At 53.7% G+C, this 16434-nt stretch carries 18 protein-coding genes; 15 read left to right on the forward strand and 3 right to left on the reverse strand.

Annotation, left to right across the window (positions count from 1 at the left end):
- Window positions 1-3 precede the first annotated feature (3 nt).
- Genes ftsB through truD form a run of 4 tightly spaced genes read left to right on the forward strand, consistent with a single transcriptional unit; the run spans window position 4 to window position 2482 of the window.
- Window positions 4-288 (forward strand): cell division protein FtsB, encoded by a 285-nt coding sequence (gene ftsB / locus GH984_RS00675; RefSeq protein WP_153718300.1) that lies wholly within the window; start codon window positions 4-6, stop codon window positions 286-288.
- Window positions 275-979, forward strand: coding sequence for a 2-C-methyl-D-erythritol 4-phosphate cytidylyltransferase (gene ispD / locus GH984_RS00680; RefSeq protein ID WP_369691875.1), 705 nt, complete (start codon window positions 275-277; stop codon window positions 977-979). The genes ftsB and ispD overlap by 14 nt, the downstream gene beginning before the upstream one ends.
- Window positions 979-1458, forward strand: coding sequence for a 2-C-methyl-D-erythritol 2,4-cyclodiphosphate synthase (gene ispF / locus GH984_RS00685; protein WP_153718301.1), 480 nt, complete (start codon window positions 979-981; stop codon window positions 1456-1458). Before ispD ends, ispF begins: the two co-directional genes overlap by 1 nt.
- Window positions 1451-2482, forward strand: coding sequence for a tRNA pseudouridine(13) synthase TruD (gene truD / locus GH984_RS00690; protein WP_153718302.1), 1032 nt, complete (start codon window positions 1451-1453; stop codon window positions 2480-2482). The genes ispF and truD overlap by 8 nt, the downstream gene beginning before the upstream one ends.
- Here the strand turns inward: truD and GH984_RS00695 are convergent.
- Entirely contained in the window at window positions 2468-3004 is a 537-nt protein-coding gene (locus GH984_RS00695; RefSeq protein WP_369691876.1) for a Smr/MutS family protein, read from the reverse strand. The genes truD and GH984_RS00695 overlap by 15 nt on opposite strands.
- 43 nt (window positions 3005-3047) lie before the next feature.
- Between GH984_RS00695 and surE the strand changes: the two genes are divergently transcribed.
- From surE to GH984_RS00720, 5 genes are all read left to right on the forward strand, one after another.
- Complete coding sequence (gene surE, locus GH984_RS00700; RefSeq protein ID WP_153718304.1) at window positions 3048-3800, forward strand: 5'/3'-nucleotidase SurE; 753 nt, start codon at window positions 3048-3050, stop codon at window positions 3798-3800.
- The gene (locus GH984_RS00705; RefSeq protein ID WP_153718305.1) at window positions 3797-4459 is read left to right on the forward strand and encodes a protein-L-isoaspartate(D-aspartate) O-methyltransferase; all 663 of its coding nucleotides are present in this window, start codon (window positions 3797-3799) and stop codon (window positions 4457-4459) included. Before surE ends, GH984_RS00705 begins: the two co-directional genes overlap by 4 nt.
- A complete protein-coding gene (locus tag GH984_RS00710) occupies window positions 4459-5037 on the forward strand; it encodes a YqaA family protein (protein ID WP_153718306.1) in 579 nt (192 codons plus the stop codon). Before GH984_RS00705 ends, GH984_RS00710 begins: the two co-directional genes overlap by 1 nt.
- Window positions 4986-5705 (forward strand): peptidoglycan DD-metalloendopeptidase family protein, encoded by a 720-nt coding sequence (locus GH984_RS11040; RefSeq protein WP_153718307.1) that lies wholly within the window; start codon window positions 4986-4988, stop codon window positions 5703-5705. Before GH984_RS00710 ends, GH984_RS11040 begins: the two co-directional genes overlap by 52 nt.
- Window positions 5706-5808: 103 nt before the next feature.
- Window positions 5809-6657, forward strand: coding sequence for a sigma-70 family RNA polymerase sigma factor (locus GH984_RS00720; protein WP_153718738.1), 849 nt, complete (start codon window positions 5809-5811; stop codon window positions 6655-6657).
- On the opposite strand, the gene GH984_RS00725 is transcribed toward GH984_RS00720, so the two are convergent.
- On the reverse strand, window positions 6646-7023 hold the full coding sequence (locus GH984_RS00725; protein ID WP_153718308.1) for an Mth938-like domain-containing protein: 378 nt from the start codon (window positions 7021-7023) through the stop codon (window positions 6646-6648). The genes GH984_RS00720 and GH984_RS00725 overlap by 12 nt on opposite strands.
- 91 nt (window positions 7024-7114) lie before the next feature.
- Between GH984_RS00725 and alaC the strand changes: the two genes are divergently transcribed.
- The 5 genes from alaC to recJ are packed head-to-tail and all read left to right on the forward strand — an operon-like array spanning window position 7115 to window position 13523.
- Window positions 7115-8302 carry an alanine transaminase gene (alaC, locus tag GH984_RS00730; protein WP_153718309.1) on the forward strand — a complete coding sequence of 396 codons (1188 nt, stop codon included), beginning with the start codon at window positions 7115-7117 and terminating at the stop codon, window positions 8300-8302.
- 19 nt (window positions 8303-8321) lie between these two features.
- Window positions 8322-9632, forward strand: a complete 1311-nt coding sequence (locus GH984_RS00735) for a homoserine dehydrogenase (RefSeq protein WP_153718739.1) — start codon at window positions 8322-8324, stop codon at window positions 9630-9632.
- Window positions 9629-10750: a threonine synthase gene (gene thrC, locus GH984_RS00740; RefSeq protein WP_153718310.1), complete on the forward strand. Its 1122-nt coding sequence runs from the start codon at window positions 9629-9631 to the stop codon at window positions 10748-10750. The genes GH984_RS00735 and thrC overlap by 4 nt, the downstream gene beginning before the upstream one ends.
- A 5-nt stretch (window positions 10751-10755) precedes the next feature.
- Window positions 10756-11748 carry a hypothetical protein gene (locus GH984_RS00745; RefSeq protein WP_172973128.1) on the forward strand — a complete coding sequence of 331 codons (993 nt, stop codon included), beginning with the start codon at window positions 10756-10758 and terminating at the stop codon, window positions 11746-11748.
- The gene (gene recJ / locus GH984_RS00750; RefSeq protein WP_153718312.1) at window positions 11748-13523 is read left to right on the forward strand and encodes a single-stranded-DNA-specific exonuclease RecJ; all 1776 of its coding nucleotides are present in this window, start codon (window positions 11748-11750) and stop codon (window positions 13521-13523) included. Before GH984_RS00745 ends, recJ begins: the two co-directional genes overlap by 1 nt.
- On the opposite strand, the gene GH984_RS00755 is transcribed toward recJ, so the two are convergent.
- The gene (locus GH984_RS00755; protein WP_153718313.1) at window positions 13444-15522 is read right to left on the reverse strand and encodes a carboxy terminal-processing peptidase; all 2079 of its coding nucleotides are present in this window, start codon (window positions 15520-15522) and stop codon (window positions 13444-13446) included. The two genes, recJ and GH984_RS00755, sit on opposite strands and share 80 nt — an antisense overlap.
- An 89-nt stretch (window positions 15523-15611) precedes the next feature.
- On the opposite strand from GH984_RS00755, the gene GH984_RS00760 reads away from it, so the two are divergent.
- Complete coding sequence (locus GH984_RS00760; RefSeq protein WP_153718314.1) at window positions 15612-16433, forward strand: alpha/beta hydrolase; 822 nt, start codon at window positions 15612-15614, stop codon at window positions 16431-16433.
- The last annotated feature ends 1 nt before the right edge of the window (window position 16434 follow it).

Consider the following 16434-nt stretch of genomic DNA (forward strand, 5'->3'; position numbering starts at 1 on the left):
TTAATGCGCTGGCTTGCGGCAGGGCTGCTGTTGTTGGTGTTATTGCTGCAAAGTCGGCTCTGGTTTGGTGATGGCAGTATTCCCAATGCATGGCGCCTGCAGCAAGCCGTTTCCGCTCAGGAAGCTGAAAATGCCCGTTTGGATGAGCGCAATCAAGCGTTATCGGCAGACGTAGCAGATCTTCGTGATGGGCTCAGTGGTATTGAAGAGCGTGCGCGTTTAGAGCTCGGTCTGGTTGGCGAAGAGGAGCAATTTTTTCAGGTGATAGAGCCTCGTGAAGACCCATAAAGCGGTATGGGCTGTATTGGCAGCGGCGGGGCAAGGGCGGCGTGCTGGTGGCCCTTTGCCGAAGCAGTTTCAGTTAATTGCCGGCAAGCGGGTGTTGGACTGGTCACTAGAAGTGTTAATGGCAATACCGGCGATTAAAGGGGTGGTAGTGGTACTACCTGCAGCCGATCCAAGCCTCACCTCAGCAACAATAAAAACCTGCGTTGGGGGCGCGACGCGAGCCCAATCTGTGCTTGAGGGTTTGTACGAACTGGCAAGATGGGGCGCACAGCCTAACGATCTCGTGCTGGTGCATGATGCGGCGCGCCCGTGCGTGCCGGCTGATGACATTTCGCGGTTACTTAAAGCGGCAGAATACAATGAAGACGGTGGGCTTTTAGCCGTGGCTTTGCGAGATACGTTAAAGCAAGCAGATGACGCTGATCATGCGGTGGCGCGTACCGTGCCCCGTGCTGGATTATGGCAAGCGCTAACGCCGCAGTGTTTTCCTCTCCAACGGTTGGCTAGGGCACTAGAAAACGCGGCAGGGCATGAGGTAACGGACGAGTCAGACGCAATGGAAAGGCTGGGGGCTAAGCCTGTGCTAGTGCCTGGGTCGAGCGCGAATATTAAACTGACTTATCCCAGTGACCATGCCTTATTAGAAGCGTGGCTTATGCAGCAACAGCCCGATAAGCAGAGGATGGAGTGATGATTCGCGTTGGGCAAGGGGTTGATGCGCATCGGTTAGTAGACGGGCGGGCATTGATTATTGGTGGCGTGCGCTTGGATTATCCAGAGGGGCTTGCTGCGCACTCAGACGGCGATGTGCTGTTGCACGCCATTACCGATGCCATTTTAGGGGCCTTAGGTGAGGGGGATATTGGGCAACACTTTCCTGATACCGACGCCGCTTGGAAAGACGCAGATAGTCGTGTGCTGTTACGGGAAATAACCACTCGGATGCAAAACCAACAATTTCAGCTGGCGAATATTGATGCCACCGTCATCGCGCAGAAGCCCAAGATGAGCGGGTACTTACCCACGATGAGGCAAAATATTGCCAGTGATTTGGGGTGTGCCGAAGCACAGATAAATTTAAAAGCCACCACCACTGAGTGGATGGGCTTTACTGGCCGAGGCGAGGGCATCGCAGCAATGGCGGTGGCTTTGTTAGAGTCCATTGACTGAAAAAGCGTGGGGTGGCCCCCTTGGCACAGGCGTAGTTGCGCGCAAGCCAGAAGACTTTGTGGTGAACGAGCGGCTTGGATTTATGGCCGACAATGACGGCCCTCATCTTCTTGTTCAAATTGAAAAGCGCGGTTTGACTACACTGGAGGCACTTCGCACCCTCTCTCAAGTTTGGGGTGTATCGCCACGGGAATGTGGCTATGCCGGCCGCAAAGATCGTTGGGCCGTAACCACTCAGTGGCTGACGCTGCCGTGGCCAGTCAATCAACCGTTGCCTGAGGCACCGGCAGATATTGCAGATGGGCTGCGCGTTTTACACGTTGCGCGGCATCGCCGAAAGCTCAAAGTGGGCACTCTTATGGGCAATCACTTTCGTTTGCGTTTGCGCGAGATAAATGTATCAGCGGTGGCGTTTAACCAACGGTTGGCAACCATTGCGGTTTACGGGGTCCCAAATTACTTTGGCCCCCAGCGGTTTGGGCGAAACGGGCGCAATTTAAAAGACGCGATTGACTGGTTGGCAGCAGATCCGAAGTCTGTGCCACCGGCTAGCCGTGGGATGTTAATTTCCGCGCTGCGTTCTGAGTGCTTTAACCGAGTGCTCTCGGCACGGGTTAAAGATGGCACGTGGGCCAGCGCCTTACCCAATGATCTGTTGGGGCTGGATGGGCGGGAGAGCCTTTTTTCTGCCAGCAAAGAAACAACAGAGCGGTTAGCTAGGCGTGTTGCTGCCCACCAAATCCACCCCAGCGGGCCATTGCCAGGACGCAATAGCGAAAAGCTTGGAGTGACACAGGCGCTGGCTGATTATGAGGCTATGTTACTTGAGCCTGTGGCTGATTGGGTGGCAGGCCTTGCAGCGCGGCGTGTCGATGCGGCACGGCGCCCCTTAAGAGTTTCGGTTGGTGCGCTGGGGTGGTATTGCAGTGAGCCGGATACCTGGGTAATTGATTTTTATCTGCGACGCGGCAGCTATGCCACCTCGGTGTTAGCGGAGTTAATTGACTGGTCAGCGCCGCAATAAGACATACAAAGCGCCGGTTCCACCATCAACCGGCCGTGCCGAACAGAAAGCCAAAACATCATCGCGTTGGCGCAACCAGCGATCGACAACTACCTTTAAAACGGGGCCGGTATTTGCTGATCGGCGGCCTTTGCCATGAATAATCCGTACGCAACCAAGGCGCCGTTCTCGGCATTCATTGATGAAATCGGCAACTAAACGCCGGGCAGGCTCAACGGTTTGCCCGTGTAAATCCAGCTCAGCCATTACGCTAAACTCGCCCCGGCGTAATCGGCGCAAGGTCTGTTTCTTTAAACCAGGTCGCGCATACGCAAGCGCTTCGCCCACCTCTGCGCCAAGTGCATGCTCCTCGGCGGTGGGCATTGCCAGCTCTCGGAGCACGGCACGATCATCCGCGTAACGCTGACCCGGTATAGGGGCAGGGCGGCGACGCCGCAGATCTGCGCGTTGGCGGGTGGGTATAGGCCTTACATCGGCCATTGCAGCCCGAAATAATGCTGTATCCGGGTCGTCTTGGTTCAATCTTACGCTCCCGAGACGCTCGTAGACGGGTATAGTACACCGCATGAGAATATTGGTAAGCAATGATGATGGTTATTCAGCACCGGGCATCCAAGCCTTAGCAGCGGCATTAGCCGAGGATGCAGAAGTTACCGTAGTCGCGCCAGAGCGTGATCGTAGTGGGGCGAGTAATTCGCTCACGCTTGAGTGGCCCATACGGGTTGCTCAGGCGGGAGAGCGAATCTACCGCATCGAAGGCACGCCCACCGACTGCGTTCATTTGGCAATTACGGGTCTGCTCGAGCAATTACCCGATATGGTCGTTTCCGGCATTAACGCTGGCGCTAACCTTGGCGACGATGTGCTCTACAGTGGCACCGTAGCGGCAGCAATGGAGGGCCGCAGCTTAGGGCTGCCTGCAGTAGCGTTATCGCTCGCCAGCCATTCACCCACGCATTACGATACGGCAGCAAGGGTGGCACGGCGTGTGGTTCAGCGCTTACGCAGCGAGCCGCTACCTGCAGATACCATTCTAAATATCAATGTGCCTGATCGCCCTTTCGACCAGATTAAAGGGTTTGAGGCGACACGTTTGGGTGCCCGACATCGGGCTGAGGCGGCCATACCAACAAAAGACCCGCGTGGGCGCACCATTTACTGGATTGGCCCTCCGGGCAGTGAGCAGGATTCGGGGCCGGGCACAGACTTTGATGCGGTCGAAAGGGGCTTTGTGTCCGTTACACCGCTGCAGGTTGATCTGACTAAATACAAGGCATTAGAGCAAATTGCGGGGTGGGTGAAGGGTTTTATGGAATGAATAGTGCGCAGAAGTTGGGCATTGGGATGACCTCGCAACGAACACGAGAGCGTTTAGCCGCAAGGCTTGGCGATGCAGGAATTGCTAATGTGCATGTGCTCAATGTGATTCGTCAGCTACCAAGACACCGGTTTGTTGATGAAGCACTGGCCTCACGGGCCTATGAAGATACTGCATTGCCCATTGGGTATGGCCAAACCATTTCTCAACCGTTCGTGGTGGCCCGGATGACGGAGCTCTTGTTAGCGGGTGGTTTTCCCAAGCGAGTATTAGAGATTGGCACAGGATCGGGCTATCAGGCCGCTGTATTGGCCGCACTGGCCGAGCGCGTTCACACCATAGAGCGCATTCGTGAGTTACACGATCGCAGTCGGCGCCTTTTTAGAGAGTTGGGGTTTGAGAATATTCGGCAACGCTTTGGTGACGGATTTCAGGGGTGGGCATCTGCAGGCCCGTTTGATGCGATCGTGCTAACCGCCGCGCCGAGTGAGGTACCGGCCGTTTTATTAGATCAACTTGCTGATGGCGGCCGGTTACTGGCACCAATTGGAGATGCTGAGTCTCAGGCGCTCCGCCTGTACATTCGTGAAGGTAAAGAAATCCAAACGCAGGTGGTAGAGTCCGTTTTTTTTGTACCAATGCTCGAGGGGGTTGAGTGATGCGCATTTTTACAGGGATGTACGATAGTGTGCTGCGCTGGTCAGCGCATCGCAGAGCGCCTTGGATTTTAGGCGTTTTGAGTTTTTCAGAATCCTCTTTTTTCCCTATCCCGCCTGATGTGATGCTTGCACCCATGAGCGTGGCTCGACCCGAAAAAGCGTGGGCACTGGCCAGCCTTACCACCATTACCTCTGTTCTTGGTGGTGTTTTAGGTTATTTTATCGGGGTGCTCGGCCTTGAAATTGTACTGCCACTTATCGAAGAGGCCGGTTATCTACCGGCTTATGAACTAGCTCAAGACTGGTTCATTACTTGGGGGTTTTGGGTTGTGCTTGTTGCGGGTTTCTCGCCAATTCCGTACAAAGTTTTCACCATTGCCGCAGGGGCTATGGCTGTAGCATTGCTGCCTTTTATCATCGCATCACTACTGGGGCGGGGTGCACGCTTTTTCCTCGTCGCGGGTTTGCTGGCTTGGGGCGGCCCTCGTCTTGAGCCATTACTTAGGCCATATATGGAGCGAATTGGGTGGGTCACGGTTATTTTGCTCATTGCCGCAGTCGCTTATTTTTCGCTGTAATTATTCTACTTGGCGTAGCGGGCTGTGCAGAGTTTGACTATTCAGCGGATCGCGCGGCGCGTGAGAGTCGATCGTCTGCACCAAGCGCAAAGACCGGAGAGTATGTGGTTCAAAAGGGCGATACGCTCTACGCGATTGCGTGGTCTAATAATTTAGACTTCAAGGAGCTCGCACGTTGGAACAACATCACCAGTCCTGATCGTATTCGGGTTGGTGATCGGTTGCGCTTAACCGCACCCCCGGGGGGCGCTGGAGAGCCAGCCAGTGCGAGCGCTTCGGTAAGAGCAACCCCGTTGGGCGGGCAAATCGGCTGGCAGTGGCCGCTGCAAGGGCAGATTCTGCAAGCTTACAATGCCAATGCCGTGGGCAAGCGCGGCATTCTTATTCGGGGTGATCAAAATGCGCAGGTGCGCGCCGCCGCCGGCGGTAATGTGGTGTATAGCGGTGACGGTCTTCGTGGCTACGGCAATCTGATTATCATTAAGCATGATGATCGTTTTTTAACCGCCTACGGATATAACGAGCAGCTTTTAGTTGCTGAGGGCGACCAAGTTGAAGCAGGGCAGCCGGTTGCACTGATTGGGGGCAACGCACGTCACCCCAACAGCGTTCATTTTGAGATACGAAATCTCGGAAAGCCTGTTAATCCAACTGATTATCTGCCTTAGCTTGATGCGGTCAACGCGCCCTGTAATTGGGCGCTGTTGCACCATCGCCGAGCAATTTTTAAGGCCTATTGCATCTTAAAAATTACCGTGTTTATAGTCACTTATGAGTGAAATACGCGTAAGTGATGATGTGCTGCAGTACTACCTGAATGACCTCGGTGATACGGCCTTACTGACCCCGGAAGACGAGCGTCAGCTGGCGTTTGCCGTGCAAGCGGGATGTGAGCAGTCAAAGAACCGCATGATTAAGGCAAACCTGCGGTTGGTGGTCAGTATGGCGCGACGCTATCAAAATCGTGGCGTGGCCTTTTGCGATCTGATTGAAGAGGGCAACGTGGGTCTGATTCGGGCCGTCGAAAAATTTGATCCCGGATTGGGGAATCGTTTTTCTACTTACGCGGTATGGTGGATTCGGCAATCTATTGAACGTGGAATCATGAATCAGGCGCGCACGGTGAGACTGCCGATACATGTTGTACGAGACGTTAATCAATGCAAAGCCGTAGAGCGGTCTTTGGGCCAAGAGTTGCCACATGAGCCACAGCCGAAGGATGTGGCGGCGCGGCTCGGAAAATCGGTGGAGTGGGTGCAAAACCTCCAGGCACTGGCTGACACAACCGTGTCTATTGAGCAGTCTAAAAATACCGACCACACCTATTGCCTTGCAGATACATTGGCTGACGAATCGAGTACAACTGCGTTCAACCTCTTACACGAGGCAGAAGTTGAAGATCGCATTGAAGGGCTATTAGCGAATTTACCGGCTAAACATCGATACGTGATTGAAAAACGATTCGGTTTCAATGAGCACGAGCCTGCAACCCTTGAGCGGATTGGCGAAGAGCTTGGAGTTACGCGTGAGAGGGTGAGGCAGATTCAGCTACAGGCATTACAGCAACTACGCCAGCAGTTTGCCCGAATGGGGTGCTCTCAAGAAGCATTAATCGATTGAAATAATCAGCGCGGCCACAACGCGGCGCCCCTCGCCCATTAAAATATTATACGTGCGACAGGCGGAGCCAGTATCCATCACCTCTAATCCAATACCGCTTTGTAAGATCGGTCGCATGACCGCCCGATCTGGAAACTGCTGGTGGTTGCCGGTGCCTAGCAAGATGACCTCAGGATTTAGGCTTTGGGCTTGAGTGAGGTGATGACCGTTGAGGTCTTCTATGCGTGTGGGTGCCCACGACGTGATGATTTGATCGGGCATTAGGAGCAGACTTTCGGTGTAGATCTGTTCGTTAATTTGGACGCCATCAGCGCCGTATCGAACGATCCGATAGCTTCCATCTGCGCTGTCCTGATGCATTTTCATAGAAACATTAAATCCTTTGATTGACACTGACAGGGGGCAGCTTTAGCGTTCAGCGGTTATGATAACGAATCCAGCTGCTGAGAGATGAACTTTGAACGAGGAATTTCCGCGCATCAAGCGCTTACCACCATACGTTTTTAACATCGTTAACGAGCTCAAGGCGCAAGCCCGAGCGCGTGGCGAGGACATTGTTGACTTTGGCATGGGCAATCCCGATATGCCAACGCCACCGCATATCGTCCAAAAAATGATTGAGGCGGCACAGAGGCCGGATACCCATCGTTATTCGGTCTCCCGGGGCATTCCGCGCTTACGACGGGCCATTACCCAATGGTATTTGGATCGCTATAACGTCAGTCTAGATCCCGAGAGTGAGGCCATTGTTACCATTGGATCAAAAGAGGGCCTTGCCCATTTAGCCTTGGCAACGGTCGGGCCTGGTGATGCGGTGTTGGTGCCCAATCCGGCCTATCCAATCCATCCGTACGGGATCGTTATCGCGGGTGCCGATATCCGCCATGTTCCGTTGGTTGAGGGCGGAGATTTCTTCAGCGAACTGGAAAAAGCGATTAAAGATACCTGGCCCAAGCCAAAAATGTTAATCCTGAATTTTCCTGCTAATCCAACCGCGCAATGTGTGGGGTTAGACTTCTTTGAGCGGGTGGTTGAGATTTGCAGAGAGCACGGCATTTGGATTGTGCATGATCTGGCGTATGCCGATTTAGTTTTTGAGGGCGAGGCTGCACCGTCTATTCTCCAGGTACCGGGCGCCCGGGAAGTGGCCGTGGAGTCCTTTTCATTATCTAAAAGCTACAATATGCCGGGTTGGCGAGTGGGTTTTATGTGCGGTAATGAAAAACTCATTGCCGCGCTTGCACGCATGAAGTCTTACCTTGACTATGGCATGTTTACACCGATTCAAGTGGCAGCCATTCATGCCCTCGAGGGGCCCCAAGACTGTGTGGCCGAAATTCGTGAAACCTACAAAGCGCGGCGAGATGTTTTATGCGACGGGCTAGAGGCTGCGGGTTGGCCAGTTACCCGTCCACGGGCCACCATGTTTGTGTGGGCGCGCATCCCAGAACCGTATCGGGCCCTCGGTTCGTTAGAGTTTTCGAAAAAACTGATCCGTGATGCTGGTGTAGCAGTGGCCCCAGGCATTGGTTTTGGTGAATATGGTGACGAGCATGTGCGCTTTGGCCTTATTGAAAATCCACATCGCACACGGCAAGCAGTGCGAGGAATTAAACAGATGATGCGTCGTGATGGCTATAAATAAGTTTGAGGGAGTACAGCAGTTGGATCCGGTAAAAGTAGGTGTGCTTGGGCTCGGTACCGTGGGTGGTGGCACCGTTAATCTTCTTGAACGTAATCGCGATGAGATCACGCGTAGAGCGGGGCGGCCGATTGATATTGTGCACGCCGCTGCGCGGCATCCAGACCGCCCGCGTACTTGCAGTACCGATGGCATACGCCTGACCTATGATGCCTTTGAGGTGGTAGACGATCCCGACATCGAAATTGTCGTTGAACTGATCGGTGGCGATGAATTGGCTCGGGAGCTCACCCTTCGGGCAATCGATAATGGCAAACATGTTGTGACTGCCAATAAGGCCATGATTGCCCTGCACGGCAACGAGATCTTCGCTAAAGCTCGAGAAAAAGGCGTAAGCGTGGGGTTTGAGGCCGCCGTGGCCGGTGGCATACCGATCATTAAAGCGGTTCGTGAAGGATTGGTTGGCAATCGGATTGAATGGCTGGCTGGAATCATTAATGGCACGGGTAATTTCATTCTCACCGAAATGCTCTATGCCGGGCGTGCTTTTGGTGATGTACTCGCCGAAGCGCAACGTTTGGGTTATGCAGAGGCGGATCCCACATTTGATGTGGAGGGGATCGATGCGGCCCATAAGCTCACTATTTTGGCATCGATTGCCTTTGGCATTCCCCTGCAGTTCGATAAGGTTTATACCGAAGGCATCGGGCAAATCAGTATTGAAGATGTGACTTATGCTCAGGAATTAGGCTTTCGCATCAAGCATTTGGGCATCGCCCGCCGCGAGGCAGATGGCATTGGGCTGCGAGTGCACCCCACACTGTTACCCGAAAGGCAACTATTAGCCAATGTTGATGGAGTAATGAATGCCGTTATGGTGAATGCAGATCCCGTGGGGCCGACGCTTTATTATGGCGCGGGTGCGGGCGCTGAGCCAACGGCATCGGCTGTGGTGGCCGATTTGGTTGATGTGGTTCGAGAATTCACTTTAGAGCCGGAAAATCGGGTGCCCTATCTGGCCTTCCACTCGCATTTTCTTTCGGATGAGCCAATTGCGCCGATTGAATCGGTTAACACCGCTTACTATTTGCGCTTGGAAGCCCAGGATGAGCCGGGGGTCCTTGCCGAAGTCACGCGGATTCTGAGTGAGGCGGGCATTAGTATTGAGGCGATTATCCAAAAACAGCCGGCAGCTGGAGCCGAGACCGTACCGGTAATACTGCTGACGCATCGTGTTTTAGAGGCGCAGATGAATTCGGCATGTACTCAGCTTGAGGCACTTGAGCAGGTGCATGGATCGGTAACACGGATTCGCGTGGAGACGTTGGCATGAGCGGATTGATTGAGAAATACGCAGATCGACTGCCACTGCCCGCAGATGCAAGGGCAATTAGCCTAGGCGAGGGCAATACGCCGCTCATTCGGCTTAATAATCTCGCTCGGGGTTTGCCCACAGACATTGAGCTTTATGTGAAGTATGAAGGACTCAACCCAACGGGTTCCTTTAAAGATCGTGGCATGACCGTGGCGGTTACTCAGGCCGTTGCTGAAGGGAGCCAGGCAATTATTTGCGCCTCCACCGGTAATACCTCGGCAGCCGCGGCTGCTTACGCTGCTCGTGCGGGCATTAGAGCCTTTGTGCTGATACCCGATGGTAAGATCGCCATGGGCAAGCTAGCGCAGGCAATTATGCATGGCGCGGATGTTTTGCAAATTCAGGGTAACTTTGATGATGGGATGCGCATCGTTAAAGAAATGGCTCAAAGTGCGCCGGTTAGCTTAGTTAACTCGGTTAATCCTTATCGGCTGCAAGGCCAAAAAACCGCCGCTTTTGAAATTTGCGAAACCTTAGGCCGGGCGCCAGACTACCATTGCTTGCCGGTTGGCAACGCCGGCAATATCACCGCCTATTGGATGGGGTACACCGAAATGGCCTTGGCGCCAGGGCAAACGGGCACGGCGGCCTGTCATTTCTGCCAGGGTGAATGCCCATACCATCAAGGGGCGGTGACTCAGCGGCCGGTGATGGTGGGTTATCAGGCCAGTGGCTCGGCGCCTTTTTTGCGGGGTCATCCGGTTGAGCAGCCAGAAACCGTCGCTACGGCTATTCGCATTGGGGCGCCGCAGAGCTGGACTCAGGCATTAGCCGCTTCGCAAGAATCCAATGGATGGTTTGATGAGTTTGATGATGCGGAGATTCTTGAGGTGCAGTGGCAGCTGGCTAGCCAGGAGGGGATCTTCTGCGAACCGGCATCGGCGGTTTCGGTTGCTGGAGCACTTCGAGACATTCGCAGCGGGCGTATACCGGCTGGCAGTACCGTAGTTTGCACGCTGACGGGGCACGGGTTAAAAGATCCTGATGTGGCCCATCAGCGCGCTGATCAAGCACTAAGCAAGGTGGAGGCGTCTCCAGAAGCAGTTCGCGAGGCAATCCTTAGATCACTTGGATGATTGATATGCCGAGCCATTCGCATATCGTCTGTTTAGCCCCGGCCCTGCTGGGGCCTGTTCCTAATACGCTTGCCCAAGCGGTGGGTACCACGCCGCGACCTAATCTGGAGTGGCTCTTACAAAGGGCGAACCCCATTCAATGTCAGGCCAGCGGTAGCGAAGGCTTATTAGCTGAACGCTTCCCGCGGCTACCCGCTGCGGGTCCGTTGATTGCTGCTGCATCGGGCTTAAAAGACAAGAGCTTCTGTTATCGTGCCGCGCCTATTCATTTACGGGCTGACCGTGACCGGCTATTGGTGTTTGCTGGCCAAGACTGTTTTCTGAATGAGGCAGAGAGCCAATCAATTTGCGATGCCGTCAACGCGGCGTTTAAAGACGACGGCATTTTGCTGGTTGCCCACGGTTCAGAGTGGTTATTGTTTGTGGATACGCCGCCTGGGCCTGAGCTTCCGCCGCTCTCTAGGTTGGCAGGTCGCTACCTCGATACGGTCATTCCGATGGACGCGACCGCAAAGCGGTGGCGACAGCTACTGAACGAAATTCAGATGCTGCTGCACGCACATCCGGTTAATCAAGCGCGAGAAGCGGCGGGGTTGCTGGTGGTCAATGGGCTTTGGGCTTGGGGAGGCGGCGCCATTCAGGTTGACTCAGCCAAAGCCCTGCTAAGTGAGAGCTGGCTTTTTGAAGGCGACAGTGCGCTTGTGAAGGGCGCAAATGCGCTAATGCGGGGCGCAGATCAGCCGACCAATCGAACCGTGTGGCTCTACGAGGCAGCCGAGCAGGCGCTGATGGGAGGAGATGCGGGCGCTTGGCTGGCGGCCATCGATTGGTTTGAGACCAACCTCGCAAAGCAATGGGTTGAGCAATGTAAAGTGGCCGGTGCAACGGTTGAACTGCGGGTAGGGGATGGAATGGGGTGGCAGATAGATAAGGGTTCAAAATGGCACTTCTGGCGGCGTAAGCATCCACTACGTAGCTTTATTAAGGTGAAGGATTAATGGGTCAGCAGCCGCAATGGGCCGATCGACCGCAGCCCAATGAACCCGATTCACTACCCCAAGAGCTGCCTGACTTATTGCGTCGAATTTATCGCGCCCGCGGCGTTTTGACGGCAGATGCCCTCGATTATTCCCTGAGTGGCCTGCCAGATCCCAATAGTCTAGGGGGAATCGCGGCAGGGGCTGCACGGCTTGCCGCCGCAATTCAAAACAACGAGCGCATTTTGGTGGTTGGCGATTTTGATGCGGATGGGGCCACGAGTTGTGCGCTGGCAATCAAGGCGCTTCAGCGGTTTGGTGCCACCCACATTCAGTATCTGGTGCCGAATCGCTTTGAGTTTGGCTATGGCTTAACCCCAGAGCTATTGGAAATGGCAACAGACCCGGCGCCCAATGTGATATTGACCGTTGATAACGGCATAGCAGCTCACGCGGGTGTTGATGCTGCGCGTGCAGCCGGCATTGATGTAATCGTCACAGATCATCATTTACCGGCAAAAACTTTACCCAATGCATTAGCAATCATTAACCCGCAGCTTGAAGTAAATCGGACTTTTGCGGGGCAGGGGTTAGCTGGCGTAGGGGTTACGTTTTATCTCATGCTTGGGGTGCGGGCCACGCTGAGAAACTTAGGTGCCTTTGCCGATGGCGTCAAAGAGCCCCCTCTAGCGGATCTTCTCGATCTCGTCGCACTGGGCACCGTTGCAGACTTAGTGCCCCTTGATACAGTTAACCGAACGTTGGTCGATCAAGGCCTGCGCCGTATTCGATCCGGTCAGTGCTGCGCAGGAATTACCGCATTGTTGGAAGTGGCCGGGCGCGATCCGCGCGTGGCAACGGCTGATGAGCTAGCGTTTGCCGCAGCGCCACGTTTAAACGCGGCAGGGCGAATTGCAGACATTGATATCGGTATCGAGTGTCTGGTTGCTCAAAATCCTAAAGAAGCGAGGGAATTAGCAGAACAGCTCCAAACGCTAAATCAAGAAAGACGAAGCATAGAGCAATCAATGCGCGATGCCGCGCTGAGTGGGCTTGATGCTGAATCGATTGAGGGGGTAGAGGCCTTACCGCCCATTCTTTGTGTGATGCGCGAAGATTGGCACCAGGGCGTTGTGGGCATTGTGGCAGGCCGCCTTAAAGAGCGGTTTCACCGTCCTGTGATTGCATTTGCCCCCGGCGATAACGGAGAGCTAAAAGGCTCTGGCCGATCAACGGCCAATATTCACATGCGGGATTTAATTGAAGCGGTGGACATTGCGAGTGATCGGGCATTGATTAAGCGTTTTGGTGGGCATGCCATGGCAGCCGGTCTTACGTTGCCCGCCGCAGCCTACGAACCGTTTAAGGCGTGTGTCGAAAAAATCGTTCGCGATCAGTATGGAGACAAAGCGATCGCTGACGTTATCCTCACTGACGGTCAGCTGGCGGCGGATGATTTTAGCCTGCAGCGTGCCTCAGAAATTAGGTACGCAGGGCCGTGGGGAAGTGGCTGTCCGGCCCCCTGCTTTAGAGGCGAGTTTCTTGTTCGCTCAACCCGAGTCGTGGGTCAAACACATCTGCGCCTTGAATTAAGCCCCAAGGCCGCACTGGAGCAGCGTTTAGAGGCAATCGCATTCAATGCAATTGAACATTGGCCCAAGCTAGAGAAAAGCCAAACCGAAGGATCAGATATCTCACTGATATTTCGGCTTGATGTTAATCGCTACCAAGGGCGTGATCGGCTACAGTTGGTTGTAGATCATTTTTTGCTTGAAGCACCGCTAAGTCTGCAATAATCGCGGCTGCTTCGTCTCGAAGCACATCAGGGACGGCGTCTCTATCAAGATCATCAAGGGATTCGATGGGCTCAAGCCCATAGGCAGCAAGCTGCTCGTTGATGGCCTCAAGCCGTGCTGTTTCTTGTTGTTTAATTTGTGCTCGACGCTTTTCTTCATTTAATGAAACGACGGTGTCTTGGCTTTCTTGTCGCAGCCGGGCGGCTTCCATCGATGCGCTTTTTAATGCGGGCTTAGAGTTAAGTCGCTCCTTATGGCGCGCTTCAAGCTCACCGACCAAAGACTCAAGGTTAGAGAGTTCATGGTAGGGCGTTGATTCGATGGTATTCCAAGGCAACGCGTTTTCCGCATCCCTTTCATTAGCCATATTGGGTAACTCAGGATAGGGCAGCAATATATCTGGCGTAACGCCTTCAAGCTGCGTGCTATCACCATTAATGCGATAAAACTTCGCAATGGTTAGCTTTAAACGGCCCGCCATATCGTCGCTATTTGTTACGCCAAACCGATCGAGCCCAATTAGGGTTTGTACGGTGCCTTTACCGAAGGTCTGGGCTCCCATAACCACACCACGCCCATAATCCTGTATGGCGGCAGCAAAGATCTCCGAGGCAGAAGCACTGTTACTGTCCACTAACACGCCAAGCGGGCCATCAAACAGTGTGCCGTTGGTATCAGGATCTCTTAAGACTTCTTTTTGCCCATTACTCCGGCGGACTTGCACAACAGGACCCTCGTCAATAAAAAGCCCCGTGAGCTTTACCGCTTCATCTAAAGAGCCACCTGAATTACCGCGCAGGTCAATAACCAAACCGTCGATTCCCGACAGCTTTCCATCAGACAGCAACGCGGCAACATCCCGCGTAGTGCTTCGATAGTCTTCTTCCCCCGCACTGGCGGCCGCAAAATCGGTATAGAAGGTGGGGAGCTGAACAACGCCAATTCGATGGGTTTTATCCCCTTGCTCAACCTCGATGACGTCTGCTTTGGCCGCTTGTTCTTCGAGTTCTATTGTATTTCGCTCTAGGGTAACTAAGCGCGAGCCACCCCCTGTTGATCCTGCGGAGGTGATGATTTCCAGCGTTACCTCTGAGCCTTTGGGCCCACGGATGAGGTCTACAACATCGCCCAGTCGCCATCCAACCACATCTTCAATAGCGTCTGGGGTTTGGCCTACGCCAATAATTTGATCCCCAGAGCCAAGTTCACCACTTTGAGAAGCGGGGCCACCTGCAATCAGTTCAACAATTTCAACAAAATCGCCTTCCATGCTGAGTAGTGCGCCAATTCCTTCTAACGAGAGGCTCATGTTGATGTCGAAATTCTCGGAGGCACGCGGCGAGAGATAACTACTATGTGGATCGTAGACGCTAGATAACGCACTGATGAAAGTTTGAAAAACATCCTCGGCCGAGTATTGATCTAGATTGCGCGCAAGCCGTTCGTAGCGTTTAGTCAGCGATTCACGAATTGTGTCCAGATCACGGTCTGTGAGTTTTTGCGTCAAAATGTCGTTGAGCACTCGCTTTTCCCAGATTTGATCAAGCGCTGCTGCTGATTCGGCCCAGTCTGCATTCTTTCGATCGAGATCAAGTACCTGATCACTATCAAAATTGAGTTCGCTTTGAAGGAGGGCAACGGCATGAGCACTGCGCTCTCTAACTCGCTCCCGATAACGATCAAAGATTTCAAACGCTAAGTCTAGATTTCCCGCGGCCACGTCGGCGCCCATCTGCGCTCGGCTTTCAGCGAATTCAGCGATATCGGTTTGTAAAAAGTAAAACCGCTCAGGATCAAGCATTTCAAAGTACTTCGTATAGAAGGCCTCTGAAATATCTTCGTTAATTGATTGTTTACGATAGTGATATCGCTCAAGAAGCTCCGCAACAACTTGCCCCGCTTGGCTGTGATGAGGCTCCGGTGAGAGCTCACCTTTACCATGAGCAATGTTTCCGATGGCCAACGCCAAAAGGAGGGCGGATGTTAACAGCAGGCGCATTGATTGAAACTCCAATATCTCGTCAATCTTGTATGCTTATGAGACTGTGCAAATCGCGATAAGATCCATCATACGCAAAAGGGATAAGAATGTTCACTGACCAACCTAAGTTAGAGGTAATTCATCGGGGGCCACGTGCTGGAGAAGCGCTGCATCCAACTCCGATTGTTTTGGTCCATGGAGCATTCGTGGGGGCATGGTGCTGGGAGCCGCATTTTTTAGACTTTTTTGCCGCTCAGGGATTTAACGTGATTGCACCCAGTTTGCGGGGGCATGGAGACAGTGGCGGTCGGCGATTGCTTAATTTTGCCGGTATTAGTGATTATGTTGAGGACCTCTCAAGCGTGGTTGAAGGGCTAGAGGGCCCTGCGCCCATCTTTATCGGGCATTCGATGGGGGCACTGGTTGTGCAGCGCTATCTCGAGCAGGCGCCCGCTAGTGGCGCTGTGCTGATGGCGCCGGTGCCGGCCCATGGGCTTGCCCCATCTTCTCTGCGTATGTTGATGGGTGATCCATTATTGTTTACGGAGTTTGGTTTGATACAGGCCTTTGGCACGGGAGCAATGAATGCAGACATTGGGCAACGCGCGGTATTTTCTGACCGCCTGACCACAGAGGAAATGGCTGCCTATTCAGCGCGAGTTCAGCAGGAGTCTCAGCGTGCTTTATGGGAGATGAACTTAAATCCTTGGCCGCGTCCCTGGCGTGTGGCGTACAAACCTCCCATGCTAGTGATGGCAGGGAGTGATGATGCATTATTTACGCCGACTGAGGTCAGTGGCACGGCCAGCTTATGGGGTGCGGATTGGTTAGAAATTCCTGATATTGCTCATGCAATGATGCTTGAGCCAAATTGGCACACGGTTGCTGCTGCAATCAGTCGCTGGCTTTGGGCTAGAGCAATCCACTAAC

This window comes from Spiribacter salilacus (genome assembly GCF_009649225.1).
GTDB classification, from domain to species: domain Bacteria; phylum Pseudomonadota; class Gammaproteobacteria; order Nitrococcales; family Nitrococcaceae; genus Spiribacter; species Spiribacter salilacus.

Coding starts and splice junctions, on each gene's coding strand:
- ftsB (WP_153718300.1), top strand. CDS start 4: ATGCGCTGGCTTGCGGCAGGGCTGCTGTTGTTGGTGTTATTGCTGCAA.
- ispF (WP_153718301.1), top strand. CDS start 979: ATGATTCGCGTTGGGCAAGGGGTTGATGCGCATCGGTTAGTAGACGGG.
- surE (WP_153718304.1), top strand. CDS start 3,048: ATGAGAATATTGGTAAGCAATGATGATGGTTATTCAGCACCGGGCATC.
- GH984_RS00705 (WP_153718305.1), top strand. CDS start 3,797: ATGAATAGTGCGCAGAAGTTGGGCATTGGGATGACCTCGCAACGAACA.
- GH984_RS00710 (WP_153718306.1), top strand. CDS start 4,459: ATGCGCATTTTTACAGGGATGTACGATAGTGTGCTGCGCTGGTCAGCG.
- GH984_RS00720 (WP_153718738.1), top strand. CDS start 5,809: ATGAGTGAAATACGCGTAAGTGATGATGTGCTGCAGTACTACCTGAAT.
- GH984_RS00725 (WP_153718308.1), bottom strand. CDS start 7,023: ATGAAAATGCATCAGGACAGCGCAGATGGAAGCTATCGGATCGTTCGA.
- thrC (WP_153718310.1), top strand. CDS start 9,629: ATGAGCGGATTGATTGAGAAATACGCAGATCGACTGCCACTGCCCGCA.
- GH984_RS00745 (WP_172973128.1), top strand. CDS start 10,756: ATGCCGAGCCATTCGCATATCGTCTGTTTAGCCCCGGCCCTGCTGGGG.
- recJ (WP_153718312.1), top strand. CDS start 11,748: ATGGGTCAGCAGCCGCAATGGGCCGATCGACCGCAGCCCAATGAACCC.
- GH984_RS00755 (WP_153718313.1), bottom strand. CDS start 15,522: ATGCGCCTGCTGTTAACATCCGCCCTCCTTTTGGCGTTGGCCATCGGA.
- GH984_RS00760 (WP_153718314.1), top strand. CDS start 15,612: ATGTTCACTGACCAACCTAAGTTAGAGGTAATTCATCGGGGGCCACGT.